Origin of the sequence: Curtobacterium sp. PhB137 (genome assembly GCF_003814955.1) — a bacterium.
Lineage (GTDB): Bacteria > Actinomycetota > Actinomycetes > Actinomycetales > Microbacteriaceae > Curtobacterium.
The window spans coordinates 302,009-318,622 of record NZ_RKQO01000004.1; the positions used below are offsets into that span (position 1 = coordinate 302,009).

The window sequence follows — 16,614 nt, forward strand, 5'->3', positions numbered from 1 at the left end:
GGTTACGCCTCAACTCCTGCGCCGGCCGGCGCGTCCTGCGGGGCCTGCTGCGGGCGGCGGTCACCGCGGTCGCCGCCACGACGGTCGCCGCCACGGTCGCCACGCTCACCGCGCGGGCCGCCACGACGCTCGGGGCGCGACGAACGCTGGTTCGCCTGCTCGCGAGCGAGCTCCTTGTTCGTGATGTCGCCCTTGTAGATCCAGACCTTCACGCCGATGCGGCCGAACGTGGTCCGGGCCTCGTAGAAGCCGTAGTCGATGTTCGCGCGGAGGGTGTGCAGCGGCACACGGCCTTCGCGGTAGAACTCCGAACGGGACATCTCGGCGCCGCCGAGACGGCCCGACACCTGGATGCGGACACCCTTGGCGCCGGCGCGCTGTGCACCCTGCAGGCCCTTGCGCATGGCGCGACGGAACGCGACACGAGCGGAGAGCTGCTCGGCGATGCCCTGCGCGACGAGCTGGGCCTCGGTCTCGGGGTTCTTGACCTCGAGGATGTTCAGCTGGATCTGCTTCTTGGTGAGCTTCTCGAGCTCACCGCGAACGCGCTCCGCCTCGGCGCCGCGGCGGCCGATGACGATGCCCGGACGCGCCGTGTGGATGTCCACGCGGACACGGTCACGGGTGCGCTCGAGCTCGATGCGAGCAACACCGGCGCGGTCGAGGGTCTTCTTCAGGTACTCGCGCACCTTGATGTCCTCGGCCACGTAGTCGGCGTAGCGCTGACCGGCCTTCTTGCTGTCGGTGAACCAGTGCGAGACGTGGTCCGTCGTGATCCCGAGACGGAAGCCGTACGGGTTGACCTTCTGGCCCATTAGTTGCTCGCCTTCTTGCTCGTCGCGGCAGCCTCGGCCTCTTCCGGCGTCGCGAGGACGACCGTGATGTGGCTGGTGCGCTTGTTGATGCGGAAGGCCCGGCCCTGGGCGCGCGGCTGGAACCGCTTCAGGGTCGTTCCCTCGTCGACGAAGACGCGGCTCACGTAGAGGTCGCGCTCGTCGAGGAAGCTGTTCGTCGAGTCAGCCTTCACCCGGGCGTTCGCGATCGCCGAGGCGACCAGCTTGTACACGGGCTCCGAAGCGCCCTGGGGGGCGAACTTCAGGATGGCGAGCGCCTCGTGGGCCTGCTTGCCGCGGATCAGCTCGATGACGCGACGGGCCTTCTGAGGCGTGACGCGGATGTGTCGCACGCGTGCGATCGACTCCACCATTTCGTTCCTCCTCTGCGTCCCCGCGTTAGCGGCGACGGCCCTTCTTGTCGTCCTTCACGTGACCACGGAAGGTGCGGGTCGGCGCGAACTCGCCGAGCTTGTGACCGACCATCGACTCGGTGACGAACACCGGGATGTGCTTGCGGCCGTCGTGCACCGCGATGGTGTGACCGAGCATGTTCGGGACGATCATCGACCGCCGCGACCAGGTACGGATCACGTTCTTGGTGTTGGCCTCGTTCTGCGTGACGACCTTGCGGAGCAGGTGCTCGTCGACGAAGGGGCCCTTCTTCAGACTGCGTGGCATCTTCTGAACTCCTACTTGCGCTTCTTGCCGGCGTTACGGCGACGGACGATGAGCTTGTCGCTCGGCTTGTTCGGCTTGCGCGTGCGACCCTCGGCCTGGCCCCAGGGGCTGACCGGGTGACGACCACCGGAGGTCTTGCCCTCGCCACCACCGTGGGGGTGGTCGACCGGGTTCATCGCGACACCACGCACGGTCGGGCGGACGCCCTTCCAGCGCATGCGGCCGGCCTTGCCCCAGTTGATGTTCGACTGCTCGGCGTTGCCGACCTCGCCGATCGTGGCGCGGCAGCGTGCGTCGACGTTGCGGACCTCGCCCGACGGCAGACGGAGCTGCGCGTAGGGGCCGTCCTTGGCGACGAGACGCACCGAGGCGCCAGCCGAGCGGGCCATCTTCGCGCCGCCACCGGGGCGGAGCTCGATGGCGTGCACGACGGTACCCACGGGGATGTTGCGCAGCGGCAGGTTGTTGCCGGGCTTGATGTCGGCGCCGGGGCCCTGCTCGATGACGTCGCCCTGCTTGAGCTTGTTCGGCGCGATGATGTACCGCTTCGTGCCGTCCACGTAGTGCAGGAGCGCGATGCGCGCAGTGCGGTTGGGGTCGTACTCGATGTGAGCGACCTTGGCGTCCACGCCGTCCTTGTCGGAGCGACGGAAGTCGATCACGCGGTACTGGCGCTTGTGGCCACCACCGATGTGACGCGTGGTGATGCGGCCGGAGCTGTTGCGACCACCGGTCTTCGGCAGCGGACGAAGCAGGGACTTCTCCGGAGTCGAACGGGTGATCTCAGCGAAGTCGGCGACCGACGAGCCGCGACGACCGGGGGTCGTCGGCTTGTAGTTACGAATAGCCATGATTTATCCCTCTGGTCCTCAGCCGACAGCCGTGAAGATGTCGATCGAACCGGACTTGAGCGTCACGATGGCGCGCTTGGTGTCCTTGCGCTTGCCGAGACCGAACTTGGTGCGACGGGTCTTGCCCGGGCGGTTCAGCGTGTTGATGCTCGCGACCTTGACCTCGAAGATCTTCTCGATGGCGAGCTTGATCTCGGTCTTGTTCGAACGGGGGTCCACGATGAACGTGTACTTGCCCTGGTCGATGAGCGCGTAGCTCTTCTCCGAGACGACCGGCGAGATGATGACGTCGCGCGGGTCCTTGTTGAAGCCGCTCATGCGGTGATCTCCTTCGCGGTCTTCGACGCGATGAAGGCGTCGAGGGCGCTCTTGCTGAAGACGACGGCGTCCGACTTGAGGACGTCGTAGGCGTTCAGCTGGCCGTACGAGAGCGCGTGGACGTTCGGCAGGTTGCGGATCGACTTGAGCGTCAGCTCGTCGTTCGACTCGAGCACGATCAGCACGTGCTTGACGGGCGCGACCTTCTCGAGGAGCGTGCGAGCGACCTTGGTCGACGGCACGTCGGCCTCGACGAAGCCGTCGACAGCCGAGATGCGGCCACCGCGGGCGCGGTCCGAGAGCGAGCCGAGCAGCGCTGCGGCGATCATCTTCTTGGGGGTGCGCTGCGAGTAGTCGCGGGGGGTCGGTCCGTGGACGACGCCACCACCGGTGTGCTCGGGAGCACGGACGGAACCCTGACGGGCGCGGCCGGTGCCCTTCTGCTTGAACGGCTTGCGACCGGCACCGCGGACTTCGCCGCGGTTCTTGGTCTTGTGGGTGCCCTGACGCGCGGCTGCAAGCTGCGCGGTGACGACCTGGTGGATCAGCGGGACGTTGGTCTCGACGTCGAAGAGAGCTGCGGGCAGCTCGACGGTGCCGGACTTGACACCCGATGCGTCGAGGACGTCGATCGTGGTTGCGGTCGTGGTGGCCATGATCACTTACCCTTCACGGCGGTGCGGACGAAGACGGAGCGGCCACGAGCACCGGGGACGGCGCCCTTGACGAGCAGCAGACCCTTCTCGGCGTCGACGGCGTGCACCGTGAGGTTGAGGACGGTCACGCGGTCGCCACCCATACGACCGGCCATGCGCATGCCCTTGAAGACACGCGACGGGGTCGAGGAAGCACCGATCGAGCCGGGCTTGCGGTGGTTGCGGTGTGCACCGTGCGAGGCGCCGACGCCGTGGAAGCCGTGGCGCTTCATGACACCGGCGAAGCCCTTGCCCTTGGAGGTACCGACGACGTCGACCTTCTGGCCCGCCGTGAACGTGCCGTCCACGGTGAGCTCCTGGCCGAGCGTGTACTCAGCGGAGTCGTTGGTCCGGATCTCGGTGAGGGTGCGACGCGGGGTCACGCCAGCGGCCTCGAAGTGGCCAGCGGCCGGCTTGTTGACCTTGCGCGGGTCGATGGCACCGGCGGCGATCTGGATCGCCTCGTAGCCGTCGCGCTCAGCGTTGCGGATCTGGGTGACCACGTTCGGGCCGACCTCGATCACGGTGACGGGGATGAACTTGTTGTTCTCGTCCCACACCTGGGTCATCCCGAGCTTCTTGCCGAGGAGGCCCTTGACGGTCTTGGTTGAGTTCGCCATTGGTCAGCCCCCTTACAGCTTGATCTCGATGTTGACGTCTGCCGGCAGGTCGAGTCGCATGAGCGAGTCAACGGCCTTCGGCGTCGGGTCGACGATGTCGATGACCCGCTTGTGCGTGCGCTTCTCGAAGTGCTCGCGCGAGTCCTTGTACTTGTGAGGGGAACGGATCACTGCGATCACGTTCTTCTCGGTGGGGAGTGGCACCGGGCCGACCACGGTTGCACCGGCACGGGTCACCGTGTCGACGATCTTCCGGGCCGACGTGTCGATGACCTCGTGGTCATACGACTTGAGCCGGATGCGGATCTTCTGTCCCGCCATGTGTCTCTTGTCCTCTCTCTGCGCCGCGCACCCGCAGGCCGCCTGACGCCGCTCGGCTCCGCATTGCTGCAGACCGTGCTGTTTTCCTGAACCAACCGGCCGCATCCGCTGGGGATGACCGCTGTTCACCTGTCAACCGCGCGGGCGACCTTGGCCGTCCAGCGTGGGCAATCGACTTCCTCGCACTCCGGGCGCAACAGTGTCGCGTCCGTCATGACCTCGGGGAGTCGTGTTCTGCTGCCTGCGGCCCAACCCAGCCCTGCTGAACAGGGGGGTTGTGCACTGCCAGAGCAGTGATCCTGCGGACTCGCACCCGCGGGGAATTCGGAACCGGACAAGTCTCGCATGTCCCGAGCCCACGTGCAACCCGGGCGTGTCGCGATGTGCCGGGCGTGTCGACACCGGCTCGCTTCCCCGGATCCACGCGGATCGGACGGCCTGGAGGCACGGGTCGCCGCCGCAACGCGGAGCGCCCTCCGGACATGGTCCGGAGGGCGCTCGTGGAGACGGTTACTCGGCCGTCACCGGAGGGACGAACCACGGCGGGAAGACCGCCACGCGCGGCGCGTGGCCGCCGTGGTCGGCGAGCACCGCACGGACCGTCTGACGGGCCTTGTCGTTCGGGACACCGATCACCGCGACGGACGAGAACGGCACGCTCGGCCCCGCGAGGAGCTCGAGTCCGAGCATCTCGGGGTCGGAGAAGTCGGTGCGGCGGATCAGGTTCGTCCCGGCGTCGGGGCCGACGGCGAACCGGACGTCGTCGGCGTCGGCGTCCTGGTCGGCGACGACCACCGAGTCACCGAACGCCGAGACCGGGACGACGAGCACGACGTAGTCCACCGCGCGCGTGCGTCGGGCGGCGTCGGACCACCGCTCCCCGACGGCGCCGGTGCGGAGTTCGTCCCACCGGACGGCATCCGGCGACAGGGTGAACGGCACGTGGCTCGCGATGGTGCTGCCGTCGGGCGCTTCGGCCTCGGCGCGTGCGGCCCGGGTCTCGGGGCTGCTGACGTCGACGGCGGGCTCCGCCTGGTCGGCCGCCAGGATGGCGCCGGACCCGACGATGCCGTCGAGGTTGTCGATGTGGGTCACGTGGTGCGCACGCAGCGACGCGAACACCCGAGCCTCGGGCAGGTCGGCCGACGACGACCGGAGCGACGTCGGTGAGCGCAGCGACGTCCCGGGGCCGGAGGCCGGCGGGTCGACGCGCAGGTTGGTGGTGATGCGGGTCCGCCGTGGCGCCGGAGCGGCTGGGATCGCCGACTCCTCACGCTGCCGGGGCGCGCAGATGTCGCAGAGCTCGGTGGGGAAACCGTGGATGCACTCGTCAGTCACGACTGTTGTGGGTCCTTCCGTGCCGTGTGGGGTGGTCCGGCACGTCGACCAACGCTACGTCATCCGGACGCTCCCGGGGTCATTGTCGGTAGAGCAGTGCCCGGACCTCGGACTCGGCGGCGTGGATCCGGGCCGGATCGATGGTCTCGCCGTGCTCGTAGGCGTCGAGCAGCCGCGGGTCGATGTAGCTCTGCCGGCACACCGTCGGGGTGTTGCCGAGCTCGTCGCTCGCGGCCTTCACGGCATGGGACACCGCACGCTTCCGCTTCGCCTGCGACGACAGCGGACCGGTCTGGGCAAGGTCGACGGCCGCGGCCACCGTGCCGTGCAGGGTGCGGAAGTCCTTCGCAGTGAAGTCGTCACCAGCACGCTCCTTGACGTAGGCGTTGATGTCCTCGGCGGACAACGGCTCCCACTCGTCACCGCGGCGTTCGCGGAACGACAGCAGTCGGGCGTTCGGCCCACGGCGCTTCATGCCGGCGATCACCGTCGCGAGGTCGGCGTCGTGGATCGACGACGACCACTCCTGCCCGCTCTTGCCGGGGAAGTCGAGCTCGATGTCGTCACCGGAGACGTGGGCGTGCGCGCACAGCAGGGTCGACAGTCCGCGGCTGCCGTGCTCGCTGGCGTACCGCTCCGATCCGACCCGCAGCGAGCCCTGGTCGAGCATCCGGAACGCTGCGGCCAGCGCTCGGCGGCGATCGGGTTCCGGTCGTCGGAGGTCCTGCGTGACCCCGCGCCGTGCGACCGGCAGCGACTCCGCGAGGGCGAGCGCCCGGTCGTACTTGATCCGGTCCATCCGTTCGCGCCACGACGGGTGGTACATGTACTGGCGGCGTCCGGCTCCGTCGATGCCGGTCGCGAGGACGTGCCCGTTCTCGTACGGCGAGATCCAGACGTCGTCCCAGGCCGGCGGGATGACGAGGTCCTCGAGCCGCTGACGCACCGAGGCATCGGTGACGGTCGCACCGTCGGGGTCACGGTACGAGAAGCCGCGGCCGCTCCGGACACGGTGGTAGCCACGACCGGAGGTCGTGGAACGGCGCAGACGAGTCACCCGGCCGAGCCAACTCCCCGCTGCCTGGGACGCCGTACGGGGCGGACGGACGCCGTCGTGGCGGGCGTACCCCGGGCCTCCCGTCCGCCGCCCGCCAGGGCCGTGAGCGGCCGACAGTGGCTCCGAGCGCTGCCACGACGACCGGGGCAACGACACAGCGGGGCCGAGCCCGAAGGCTCGACCCCGCTGCGGCAGGTAACCGGAGTTACTTGAGGATCTTCTCGACCGTACCGGCGCCGACCGTACGACCACCCTCACGGATGGCGAAGCGGAGGCCCTCTTCCATGGCGATCGGCTGGATCAGCTCGACGGTCATGGCGACGGTGTCACCGGGCATGACCATCTCGGTGCCCTCGGGCAGCGTGATGACGCCGGTGACGTCCGTGGTGCGGAAGTAGAACTGCGGACGGTAGTTCGCGTAGAACGGGTTGTGACGCCCGCCCTCTTCCTTGGTCAGGATGTAGGAGTTCGCCTGGAACTCGGTGTGCGGCGTGACCGAACCCGGCTTCACGACGACCTGGCCGCGCTCCACGTCCTCGCGCTTGAGGCCACGGATGAGCAGACCGGTGTTGTCACCGGCGACCGCCTGGTCGAGCAGCTTGCGGAACATCTCGATGCCCGTGACCGTGGTCTTCTGCGTCGCGCGGATGCCGACGATCTCGACCTCGGCGTTCAGGTTGAGCGTTCCACGCTCGACACGACCGGTGACGACCGTTCCACGACCGGTGATCGTGAAGACGTCCTCGATCGGCATCAGGAAGGGCTGGTCGGTGGCGCGCACCGGGTCCGGCACGTGCTCGTCGACCTGGGCCATGAGCTCCTGGACCGACTTGACCCACTTCTCGTCGCCCTCGAGCGCCTTGAGCGCCGAGACCTGCACGACGGGGGCGTCCTCGTCGAACTGCTGCGAGCCGAGGAGCTCGCGGACCTCGAGCTCGACGAGCTCCAGGATCTCCTCGTCGTCCACCATGTCGGACTTGTTCAGCGCGACGACGATGTAGGGGACGCCGACCTGGCGGGCGAGCAGCACGTGCTCACGCGTCTGGGGCATCGGGCCGTCGGTGGCGGCGACCACGAGGATCGCGCCGTCCATCTGCGCCGCACCCGTGATCATGTTCTTCACGTAGTCGGCGTGACCGGGGGCGTCGACGTGCGCGTAGTGACGCTTCTCGGTCTGGTACTCGACGTGCGAGATGTTGATCGTGATGCCGCGCTGGCGCTCCTCGGGAGCGTTGTCGATCTGCGCGAAGTCACGGGCCTCGTTGAGGTCCGGGTACTGGTCGTGCAGAACCTTGGTGATCGCCGCCGTGAGCGTGGTCTTGCCGTGGTCGACGTGACCGATGGTTCCGATGTTGACGTGCGGCTTGGTGCGCTCGAACTTGGCCTTGGCCACTGTGGGTCCTCCTCAGGACTCGGAAGCGTCATCCCCGGCCGGCCCTGGATGGGCTCGCGACCGTTGATGCGCGGTGTGTGTCTGTACTTTACTTGGTGGCGAGGGGCCCGTCGCCGGGCACCCCCGCCTGTGGAGAAGCGCTGAGCGCTACTCCCCCGCGTTCTTCGCGATGATCTCCTCGGCGACCTTGGCCGGGACCTGGCTGTAGGTCTCGAAGGTCATCGAGTAGACCGCACGACCAGAGGTCTTCGACCGCAGGTCGCCGACGTAGCCGAACATCTCGGACAGCGGCACGCTCGCGCGGACCACCTTGACGCCCGAGGCGTCCTCCATCGAGGCGATCTGGCCACGACGGGAGTTCAGGTCACCGATGACGTCGCCCATGTACTCCTCAGGAGTACGGACCTCGACGGCCATGATCGGCTCGAGGATCGCGGGACCGGCCTTGCGGGCCGCTTCCTTGTAGGCGATGGAACCGGCGATCTTGAACGCCATCTCGGACGAGTCGACGTCGTGCGCCGCGCCGTCCTTGAGGATGGCCTTCACGCCGACGGTCGGGTAGCCCGCGAGGATGCCGACCTGCATGGCGTCCTGGATACCGGCGTCGACCGAGGGGATGTACTCGCGCGGGACACGGCCACCGGAGGTCGCGTTGACGAACTCGTAGACCTTCTCGCTCGTGACCTCCATCGGCTCGAGCGCGATCTGCACCTTCGCGAACTGACCGGAACCACCGGTCTGCTTCTTGTGGGTGTAGTCGTAGCGCTCGACGATCTTGGTGAGCGTCTCGCGGTAGGCCACCTGGGGCTTGCCGACGCTCGCCTCGACGTGGAACTCGCGCTTCATGCGGTCGACGAGGATGTCGAGGTGGAGCTCGCCCATGCCCTTGATCGTCGTCTGACCGGTCTCGGCGTTGAGCTCGACGCGGAACGTCGGGTCCTCTTCGGCGAGCTTCTGGATGGCCGTGGAGAGCTTCTCCTGGTCAGCCTTCGTGTTCGGCTCGATCGCGACCTCGATGACCGGCTCCGGGAACGTCATCGACTCGAGGACGACCTGGTTGGTCGGGTCGCACAGGGTGTCACCGGTGGTGGTGTCCTTGAGGCCGATGACCGCGTAGATGTGGCCAGCGGTCACGTTGGCGACCGGGTTCTCCTTGTTGGAGTGCATCTGGAAGATCTTCCCGATGCGCTCCTTCTTGCCCTTGGTCGAGTTGATGACCTGTGCGCCGGACTCGATCGAGCCGGAGTACACGCGGACGTAGGTGAGGCGACCGAAGAAGGGGTGCACCGCGACCTTGAACGCGAGAGCCGAGAACGGCTCCGACGCGTCGGGCTTGCGGATGATCTCCTTCTCCTCGTCCTTGACGTCGTGGCCGATCATCGGCGGCACGTCGAGCGGGGACGGGAGGTAGTCGATGACGGCGTCGAGCATCGGCTGGACACCGCGGTTCTTGAACGCGGAACCGCACAGCACCGGGTAGAGCGTGCTGCTCACGGTGAGGGCGCGGATCGCGGCCTTGATCTCGTCGACCGAGAAGTCGGTGTCGCCCTCGAGGTAACGCTCCATGAGGACGTCGTCCGCCTCGGCCACGCGCTCGATGAGCTTCTCGCGGTACTCGGCGGCGCGGTCCTGCAGGTCGGCCGGGATCTCTTCGATCTCGTACTTCGCACCCATCGCGACGTCACCCTTGGCGTCGCCGCGCCAGGTGAGTGCACGCATCTGGACGAGGTCGACGACGCCTTCGAACGAGCTCTCCGAACCGATCGGCAGCTGGAGCACGAGGGGCTCCGCACCGAGGCGGTTGATGATCGTGTCGACGGTGTAGTAGAAGTCCGCGCCGAGCTTGTCCATCTTGTTGACGAAGCAGATGCGCGGGACGTTGTACTTGTCAGCCTGACGCCACACGGTCTCGGACTGGGGCTCGACGCCCTCCTTGCCGTCGAAGACGGCGACCGCACCGTCGAGGACGCGGAGCGAACGCTCCACCTCGACCGTGAAGTCCACGTGACCGGGGGTGTCGATGATGTTGATCTGGTTGTTGTCCCAGAAGCAGGTCGTCGCGGCCGACGTGATCGTGATGCCGCGCTCCTGCTCCTGCGCCATCCAGTCCATCGTGGCAGCGCCGTCGTGGACCTCACCGATCTTGTGCGTGATGCCCGTGTAGAACAGGATGCGCTCGGTCGTCGTGGTCTTGCCGGCATCGATGTGCGCCATGATGCCGATGTTGCGGACCTTGTTCAGGTCGGTGAGCACGTCCTGTGCCACAGGGTTCCTCCGGAAGAGTTGTAGGAGAGGTTGGCGGCCGTCCGGGCGCCGGGGTTCTTGACCACCGGTGCCCGGACGGTGCCGGGACTACCAGCGGTAGTGGGCGAAGGCCTTGTTCGACTCGGCCATCTTGTGCGTGTCCTCGCGGCGCTTGACCGCGGCACCGAGACCGTTCGACGCGTCGAGGATCTCGTTCATGAGACGCTCGGTCATCGTCTTCTCGCGACGGGCCTTGGCGTACGAGGTCAGCCAGCGGAGCGCGAGGGTGTTCGCGCGGTGCGGCTTGACCTCGACCGGGACCTGGTAGGTCGAGCCACCGACGCGGCGGCTGCGGACCTCGAGGGTCGGACGGACGTTGTCGAGCGCCTTCTTGAGCGTGACGACAGCATCCTGCTGGTTCTTGGCAGTGACGCCCTCGAGTGCACCGTAGACGATGCGCTCGGCGAGGCCCTTCTTGCCGTCGAGCAGGATCTTGTTGACGAGCTGGCTGACGATCGGCGCACCGTAGACCGGGTCGGCGACGACGGGACGCTTGGGGGCGGGACCCTTACGAGGCATCTAACTCAACCCTTCTTCGCGCCGTAGCGGCTACGAGCCTGCTTACGGTTCTTCACGGCCTGGGTGTCCAGGGCGCCACGGATGATCTTGTACCGCACACCGGGGAGGTCCTTCACACGACCGCCACGGACGAGCACCATCGAGTGCTCCTGGAGGTTGTGGCCCTCACCGGGGATGTACGCCGTGACCTCGGTGCCGTTCGAGAGCTTCACACGAGCGACCTTGCGCAGTGCGGAGTTCGGCTTCTTCGGGGTGGTGGTGTAAACGCGGGTGCACACACCACGCTGCTGGGGGTTCGCCTTCAGGGCGGGCGCCTTGGTCTTGGTGACCTTCGGCGTACGACCCTTGCGAACCAGCTGCTGAATAGTAGGCAACTGTTCTCCTGGTTCTTCGCTCGTGCTCTCTGGCCGGCGCGATCCGCCGGCTTCCTCGTCCCACGCTGATGACCGCCTGACGGCGGAGGAACCTGCGGGGGGACGGAGTGGTCCGACTGGGCGATCTCGCTCGCCGGACTTTTCGGGCGCGCCCGAGGGCGCACACCCAGAAGAGACTACCCGCGTAACGGGACGAAATCAATCCGGGCCGGCACCACGCCGGACACCGTCATGAGCCGGTGTCCGAGGACCCGTTGCCGACCGCCGACCGGAACGTCGCGCCCGAGCTCGAGAACCCCGTGATGTACCCGCTCGCGTTGACGTTGAGCGGTCCGGCCGTGGCCGTCCCGGTGCCGCCCGCGCCGGCGATGTCCGCCGTGAAGGTGGCCCGACCGAAGGTGGTGGTGGAGACGAGCCAGCCGTTCGTCGTCCAGCTGCCGACGGCGACGGTCGGCCGCGACTCGAGCGTCCACTTCTCGTTCGTGTAGGTGTACGCGGGGTTCTCGCCGTACGCGTAGAAGCTGCACCCGGCCGGCGCGGCGTCGTTCGAGGCGATGCAGCCGTCCACCCAGGCGTCCACGGCCCGCTTCGCCGCCTGGTCGCCCGCGTTCGTGAGCGTCGCGGTCATCTGCACCGGCGTCGAGGTACTGCCACCGAACCCGCCCACGACGGCGCTGCCTCCAGTGGCCTTGGTCCACTTGCCGCCGTCGTACGTGACCGCGTAGGTGCCGGGGAGGGCGCGGAGACCGACCGTGCCGTCCTTCGGGGTCTTCGTCGACGTGCCCGCGACCTGCACCGAGGCGCCGGACGGACCCCGGACGCTGACGTCGACGCTGCCGAGCTCCGGCGCCTGCAGCTCCCACACCGGGAACACGCCCCAGTCGGTGCCGGTCTTGTCGAGCGTGAAGGTCGCCGCGACGTCACGGCCGGCCTGGCGCAGGTACGCGCGGACGGTGGCGGTGTCGCCGTCCGTGCGCGTCGCGGCCACCCGGTATCCGGTGACCTTCGCGGTCGCCTTCGCGTACGCGGCGTCGGTCAGGAGCACGTCGGCCTTCGTCCGGTCGATGCCCGCTGCGTCGAGGGCGTCGGTGACCTTCCCCGCGGTCAGGTCGTCGAGGAACGCCCGCACGGGGCGGTCGGCCGAGTGGGTGGCCGAGCCGACCGAGAACCCGACGACACCGGCGACGAGCAACAGCACGACGGCGGTGCCGCCGGCGATGATCCCGACCAGCTGGCCGCGGCGGAGCTTCCGGCGCGGAGCGCGCGACGCGGTCGGAGCGTACTGCGCGCCGTGCGCGGTCGTCCCGGCCTGCGCCGTCGACCCGGCCTGCGCGTTCTGCGCGGCCGCGGGCGTCTCTTGTGTCCCGCGGATCGACGCCACCGACGGCACGGCTCCCCAACCGTCCTGCTGGTCCGGATCCGGCGTGTTCTCGTCGCTCATCGTTCCCCCGTTGCGTGTGCGTCCTGCCCGGGCAGACTACCGCCCGACGGTGTCGTCACCCGCGACGGTCGGCTCCTGCCGCTGCCCTGCCGTGGGTGTCGAGCCCGTCGTCCGGGCCTGGTGCCGGGCCATGGAGATCCCGCCGATCACCGACAGGAGCGCCACCACGACGGAGCCGACGACGAACGGCCCGAGTGCGTAGCCGGCCGGGAAGACGAGGAGCTCGGTCAGGTCGCGGCGGATCGCCGCGTACCCGACGGCGCCGACGCCGAGCATCACCAGGTAGGCGGTCGCGGCGGCGACCAGGCCGGTGACACCGGGGTTGCCCTCTCGCGCGCCGACCGCGGTCGCGAGGAACACCACCACGGCGGCGCCGATCACCATGGCCGGGCCGAGGTACGGGGTCGCGTCCGGCTGCGCGATCGCCTCGACGTCGGCGAGGAGCGCTTCGAACCCCGCGACGGCGACGACGAGCGCGATGAAGAGGACGGACGTCATCGTCGCGATCAACCACCGGGACATGAGGTGATCGTATCGCCGACGGGACGGTCAGCGGGTGGCTTCGGTCCGCTCCGCGTGGTCGGCACCTTCGGTGGCGCCTGCGCTGTCCGCGCCGTCCGCACGCTCCACGTGCCCCTGGGCTGCGGCGACCAGGGCCAGTGCGATCGTCGCGGTGATGATCGGGACGGTCTCGGTCATCGGAGCGACCTGCGTCGTGCTGGTGGTCGGTGCTGCCTGCGTCGTGCTGGTGGTCGGTGCGACCTGGAGGCCCGGGGCTGCGTCCGCCTCGGAGGGCTCCTCCGGCTCGTGGTCACGCAGGGCCGGGCCGATGATCGGCAGGACACCGGTGGTGGCCGCCGGCTCGGCGTGCAGGACGGTCGCCTCGGAGGCCGCCGGCTCGCCGCGCTTCGCCGCACGACGGGCGCGTCCCATCTTCACCAGGACGACCACGGCCACGATCGCCCAGATGCCGTTGACGATGGTCGACGGCACCGCGTGGTGCGCGGCCACGTTGACGGCGACGGCCAGCCCGCCGACGAGGTTGAAGAGCTGGTAGACCGGCCCGTTCGGGAGCTTCCCCGTGGAGAAGAGAATGTAACCAGCCAGCACGGTTACAGCGCCGAACCAACCAAAGAATTCCACGATTCCGACCAACACGCGCGACTCCGGGCACGACGGGAACGGCCGGTTCGAGCCGACCGTTCGAGAGGGAGATGAGCAGCCGCGATCGCGGCGTCGTGAGCATCGTACGCACAGCGACGGGTGTCGCGGAAGAGGGGTCGGCGTGGCGCGCCGCACCCCAGTGGGAGGGGGTCGTATCAGCCCTTCGCGGAGGCCGCGGCTGCGGCGTCCGAGAGCACGTAGATCGACCCGCTGAAGGTCCACGACGGAGACTCCGCCTGCGCGTCGGAGTCATCGGCGGCTGCCGTGCTCGGCGACGACGACGAGATCGAGTCGATCAGGAAGAGCCGCGAGTTCGACTGCACACCCTTGACGAAGGCGAGCGCTCCTGGGAACTCACCGTTGACGGTCACCGACACCGGGATGACGGAGAAGTTCCGCGACGTGATGCTGCTGTCCGTCGCCGTCTCCGGAGCCGCCGGGGTCGTCGCGACCGCAGTCGGCGCCGGCGTCGCTGTGGCCGTCGCGGAGCCGTCGGAGGAGGCAGCGTCGCTGCTCGTGTCCCCTCCGGCCGGTGCTGCGGGCGGGGAGTACGCGGTCGCGTCACCGACGGTGATCGTCGCGACCTGGACTCCGGCCGTGTCAGCGGTCCCGTTGAGCTGGCTGATGAACGACGAGACTCCAGCCGCGTCGGGCACGGACGCCTGCAGCGTCGCGAGGCGGGTACGCATCTCGGGCAGGGTCTTCGCCTGCTGGCGGAGCCGTGCGATCTCAGCGCGCGTCGTCGCGTTGCCGGCGCTGATGCTCTCGGTGTCGCTCTTCGCCGTCGCAGCACGGTCGAGCTGCGGCTGCACGCCGAGGAAGAACCCGCCGGCGGCCACCACGACCGCTGCGACGACAGCGAGGAGGAGCATCAATCGGTTGCGGCTCATGATCCGTCCTTCGCTGCGTACTTGCCGTCGTAGACCTTCTCGTCGAGGTGGATCGTCATGTCCACCGTGTAGACGTTCGTCGACGTGTCGAGCGTCACCGAGTTGGCGTTCGCGTCGACGAACCCCCGGAGATCCTTCACCGAGTCGAGCCAGGTCGGCACCGACGGAAGGGTCGGGCTCGCGGCGTCGATCGTGAGCGTCGCCACACGCTGCCCCTGCAACGGGCTGGTCGCCTGGGCGTAGGCCTCGAGCGGGGTCGCGGAGTCGATCTGGACGCCCGTGATCGTCACGCCAGCGGGGAGCGAGTCCTGGACCCGTTGGAGCGTCGCCTGCCAGTCGATCTCCGTCGACCCACCGACCTGCTGAGCCGCACGCAGCAGCTCGGACTGCGTCTCCGTGCTGCGCACCTCGCGGTACTGCTGCTGCTCGACCAGGAGCGAGTCGGTCTGCTCACGGGCCGCTGTCAGCTGAGCGTCGGCCTGCATGGCCGTCGCGGAGGCCAGGACGACTCCGGCCCCGACCGCCACCGCGACGACCACGACACCGAGCCAGGCCCGCCGGACGACCGCGCGCTGGCGACGATCGATGAGGACTTCGGTCGGCAGCAGATCGACTCGCGGCACACCACCCACGACGACCGACTGGCCGTTACCGCGTCCCTGACGTTTCGTCCGCTGGGCGGTGTCCGCCGCGATCCGGACCTCGTGGGAGGTCCCTGCGCCGCGTCGTGCGCGCTTCGAGGGCTCGAGGATCTTGGTCATGCTGCACAGCTCCCGGTCGCGAGGCCCCAGGCGACCGCCACTGCGAGCCCACGGCCGGCAACGTCCTCTCGCCGGATCGACCGGTTCGTGGGCGCGTCGGCGAACGGGTCGCCGATGCTGACGTCGATGCCGGTCGACGCCTGGAGCGCCTCGGCGAAGCCCGGCAGCTGGGCGCCACCGCCGGCGAGGACGAGGCTCTGCACGCCGGCCCCTGGCCGCGTGCTGACGAAGTAGTTCACGGTGTTGCGCAGACTCGTCAGCAACTCGTTGCTGAGTTCACGGACGGTCGTCGCGGCGCGGACGTCATCAGGGGTCTGCGCACGAGCGCCGAGGCCGATCCAGCGCTTCACTGCCTCAGCCTGGTCGACCGCGATGTCGAGTGCCGTCGCGAGGGTCGCGGTCAGGTCGTCGCCGCCACTCGGGATGATGCGCACGAACTGCGGGACGCCGTCGGTCGCCACGACCACCGTCGTGGTGTTCGCCCCGATCTCGGCGAGTGCGTGGGTCCCGGGGAACCGCGATGCGGGGAGGTACACCCGGGTGAGGGCGAACGGGATCAGATCGACCCCGATCGGGTTCAGGCCGGCGAGCTGCACCGCACGGACGTTCGCGAGCACTGCGTCCTTGATGGCCGCGATCAGGAGACCGTGCACGACCGGACCGTCCGTCCCGTGGGACTCGGACACCGGGTAGAAGTCGAGGATCGCGTCGCCGACGGGCACCGGGAGCATGTCCTGGACCTGGAAGGGCAGTGACTCGCGGATCTGCGCGAGCGGAGCCTTCGGGACCGTGAGGTCGCGCGAGAGCACCCGTTGGTTCCCCATGCCGAGGACCACGTCCTTGGACCGGAACCGGCCGACGCGCCAGAGTTCCCGGAGACTGGCCGCGATCGTGTTCGGCTCGAGGACCTCGCCGCGCTTGGTAGCTCCGACGGGCAGGGGGACCTCTGCGACGCGCTGGATCACCGGCCCGGGCTTGTTCGGGTTCGTCACCTCGACAGCGCGGATGGTCTCACCCCCGATGTCGATCCCGACGACGTTCTTCGCCATGTGTG

20 protein-coding genes are annotated in these 16,614 nt (G+C 68.6%); all 20 read right to left on the bottom strand.

Features of this window, described 5'->3' with window-relative positions; all coding sequences use genetic code 11:
• Window positions 1-2: 2 nt before the first annotated feature.
• On the bottom strand, window positions 3-815 hold the full coding sequence (gene rpsC / locus EDF28_RS01710; RefSeq protein WP_017885527.1) for a 30S ribosomal protein S3: 813 nt from the start codon (window positions 813-815) through the stop codon (window positions 3-5).
• Window positions 815-1,207 carry a 50S ribosomal protein L22 gene (rplV, locus tag EDF28_RS01715; RefSeq protein ID WP_111083466.1) on the bottom strand — a complete coding sequence of 131 codons (393 nt, stop codon included), beginning with the start codon at window positions 1,205-1,207 and terminating at the stop codon, window positions 815-817. The genes rpsC and rplV overlap by 1 nt, the downstream gene beginning before the upstream one ends.
• Window positions 1,208-1,232: 25 nt before the next feature.
• Window positions 1,233-1,514: a 30S ribosomal protein S19 gene (gene rpsS, locus EDF28_RS01720; protein ID WP_017885529.1), complete on the bottom strand. Its 282-nt coding sequence runs from the start codon at window positions 1,512-1,514 to the stop codon at window positions 1,233-1,235.
• Between the two features lie 11 nt (window positions 1,515-1,525).
• The gene (gene rplB, locus EDF28_RS01725; protein WP_111083467.1) at window positions 1,526-2,365 is read right to left on the bottom strand and encodes a 50S ribosomal protein L2; all 840 of its coding nucleotides are present in this window, start codon (window positions 2,363-2,365) and stop codon (window positions 1,526-1,528) included.
• An 18-nt stretch (window positions 2,366-2,383) separates the two neighbouring features.
• Window positions 2,384-2,683 (bottom strand): 50S ribosomal protein L23, encoded by a 300-nt coding sequence (rplW, locus tag EDF28_RS01730; RefSeq protein WP_111083468.1) that lies wholly within the window; start codon window positions 2,681-2,683, stop codon window positions 2,384-2,386.
• On the bottom strand, window positions 2,680-3,339 hold the full coding sequence (gene rplD / locus EDF28_RS01735; RefSeq protein WP_111083469.1) for a 50S ribosomal protein L4: 660 nt from the start codon (window positions 3,337-3,339) through the stop codon (window positions 2,680-2,682). The genes rplW and rplD overlap by 4 nt, the downstream gene beginning before the upstream one ends.
• A gap of 2 nt (window positions 3,340-3,341) precedes the next feature.
• Window positions 3,342-3,998, bottom strand: a complete 657-nt coding sequence (gene rplC, locus EDF28_RS01740; RefSeq protein WP_027466731.1) for a 50S ribosomal protein L3 — start codon at window positions 3,996-3,998, stop codon at window positions 3,342-3,344.
• A 12-nt stretch (window positions 3,999-4,010) separates the two neighbouring features.
• Entirely contained in the window at window positions 4,011-4,319 is a 309-nt protein-coding gene (gene rpsJ, locus EDF28_RS01745) for a 30S ribosomal protein S10 (protein ID WP_017885534.1), read from the bottom strand.
• 510 nt (window positions 4,320-4,829) lie between these two features.
• Window positions 4,830-5,657: a DarT ssDNA thymidine ADP-ribosyltransferase family protein gene (locus EDF28_RS01750; RefSeq protein ID WP_123293140.1), complete on the bottom strand. Its 828-nt coding sequence runs from the start codon at window positions 5,655-5,657 to the stop codon at window positions 4,830-4,832.
• A gap of 79 nt (window positions 5,658-5,736) precedes the next feature.
• Window positions 5,737-6,714, bottom strand: a complete 978-nt coding sequence (locus EDF28_RS01755) for a DNA topoisomerase IB (protein WP_123936960.1) — start codon at window positions 6,712-6,714, stop codon at window positions 5,737-5,739.
• Between the two features lie 205 nt (window positions 6,715-6,919).
• Entirely contained in the window at window positions 6,920-8,107 is a 1,188-nt protein-coding gene (gene tuf, locus EDF28_RS01760; RefSeq protein WP_123293136.1) for an elongation factor Tu, read from the bottom strand.
• Window positions 8,108-8,254: 147 nt separating this feature from the next.
• Entirely contained in the window at window positions 8,255-10,372 is a 2,118-nt protein-coding gene (fusA, locus tag EDF28_RS01765; RefSeq protein WP_111083473.1) for an elongation factor G, read from the bottom strand.
• Window positions 10,373-10,459: 87 nt separating this feature from the next.
• On the bottom strand, window positions 10,460-10,930 hold the full coding sequence (gene rpsG / locus EDF28_RS01770) for a 30S ribosomal protein S7 (protein WP_055950927.1): 471 nt from the start codon (window positions 10,928-10,930) through the stop codon (window positions 10,460-10,462).
• A 5-nt stretch (window positions 10,931-10,935) separates the two neighbouring features.
• Window positions 10,936-11,304 carry a 30S ribosomal protein S12 gene (rpsL, locus tag EDF28_RS01775; protein ID WP_017885540.1) on the bottom strand — a complete coding sequence of 123 codons (369 nt, stop codon included), beginning with the start codon at window positions 11,302-11,304 and terminating at the stop codon, window positions 10,936-10,938.
• 229 nt (window positions 11,305-11,533) lie between these two features.
• Window positions 11,534-12,745 carry a hypothetical protein gene (locus tag EDF28_RS01780; RefSeq protein WP_123936961.1) on the bottom strand — a complete coding sequence of 404 codons (1,212 nt, stop codon included), beginning with the start codon at window positions 12,743-12,745 and terminating at the stop codon, window positions 11,534-11,536.
• Window positions 12,746-12,781: 36 nt separating this feature from the next.
• Window positions 12,782-13,267, bottom strand: coding sequence for a DUF6121 family protein (locus EDF28_RS01785; RefSeq protein WP_123936962.1), 486 nt, complete (start codon window positions 13,265-13,267; stop codon window positions 12,782-12,784).
• 27 nt (window positions 13,268-13,294) lie between these two features.
• Window positions 13,295-13,888, bottom strand: a complete 594-nt coding sequence (locus EDF28_RS01790; RefSeq protein ID WP_123936963.1) for a hypothetical protein — start codon at window positions 13,886-13,888, stop codon at window positions 13,295-13,297.
• A gap of 176 nt (window positions 13,889-14,064) precedes the next feature.
• Entirely contained in the window at window positions 14,065-14,799 is a 735-nt protein-coding gene (locus tag EDF28_RS01795; RefSeq protein ID WP_123936964.1) for a hypothetical protein, read from the bottom strand.
• Window positions 14,796-15,560 carry a hypothetical protein gene (locus tag EDF28_RS01800; protein WP_123936965.1) on the bottom strand — a complete coding sequence of 255 codons (765 nt, stop codon included), beginning with the start codon at window positions 15,558-15,560 and terminating at the stop codon, window positions 14,796-14,798. Before EDF28_RS01800 ends, EDF28_RS01795 begins: the two co-directional genes overlap by 4 nt.
• Window positions 15,557-16,609 (bottom strand): type IV pilus assembly protein PilM, encoded by a 1,053-nt coding sequence (gene pilM, locus EDF28_RS01805; RefSeq protein ID WP_123936966.1) that lies wholly within the window; start codon window positions 16,607-16,609, stop codon window positions 15,557-15,559. The genes EDF28_RS01800 and pilM overlap by 4 nt, the downstream gene beginning before the upstream one ends.
• Window positions 16,610-16,614: the final 5 nt, after the last annotated feature.

Bases quoted from the DNA above. Each gene is read 5' to 3' on its own strand.
- rpsC (WP_017885527.1), bottom strand. From the start codon at position 815: ATGGGCCAGAAGGTCAACCCGTACGGCTTCCGTCTCGGGATCACGACG.
- rplV (WP_111083466.1), bottom strand. From the start codon at position 1,207: ATGGTGGAGTCGATCGCACGCGTGCGACACATCCGCGTCACGCCTCAG.
- rpsS (WP_017885529.1), bottom strand. From the start codon at position 1,514: ATGCCACGCAGTCTGAAGAAGGGCCCCTTCGTCGACGAGCACCTGCTC.
- rplB (WP_111083467.1), bottom strand. From the start codon at position 2,365: ATGGCTATTCGTAACTACAAGCCGACGACCCCCGGTCGTCGCGGCTCG.
- rplW (WP_111083468.1), bottom strand. From the start codon at position 2,683: ATGAGCGGCTTCAACAAGGACCCGCGCGACGTCATCATCTCGCCGGTC.
- rplD (WP_111083469.1), bottom strand. From the start codon at position 3,339: ATGGCCACCACGACCGCAACCACGATCGACGTCCTCGACGCATCGGGT.
- rplC (WP_027466731.1), bottom strand. From the start codon at position 3,998: ATGGCGAACTCAACCAAGACCGTCAAGGGCCTCCTCGGCAAGAAGCTC.
- rpsJ (WP_017885534.1), bottom strand. From the start codon at position 4,319: ATGGCGGGACAGAAGATCCGCATCCGGCTCAAGTCGTATGACCACGAG.
- rpsG (WP_055950927.1), bottom strand. From the start codon at position 10,930: ATGCCTCGTAAGGGTCCCGCCCCCAAGCGTCCCGTCGTCGCCGACCCG.
- EDF28_RS01780 (WP_123936961.1), bottom strand. From the start codon at position 12,745: ATGAGCGACGAGAACACGCCGGATCCGGACCAGCAGGACGGTTGGGGA.
- EDF28_RS01785 (WP_123936962.1), bottom strand. From the start codon at position 13,267: ATGTCCCGGTGGTTGATCGCGACGATGACGTCCGTCCTCTTCATCGCG.
- EDF28_RS01795 (WP_123936964.1), bottom strand. From the start codon at position 14,799: ATGAGCCGCAACCGATTGATGCTCCTCCTCGCTGTCGTCGCAGCGGTC.
- EDF28_RS01800 (WP_123936965.1), bottom strand. From the start codon at position 15,560: ATGACCAAGATCCTCGAGCCCTCGAAGCGCGCACGACGCGGCGCAGGG.
- pilM (WP_123936966.1), bottom strand. From the start codon at position 16,609: ATGGCGAAGAACGTCGTCGGGATCGACATCGGGGGTGAGACCATCCGC.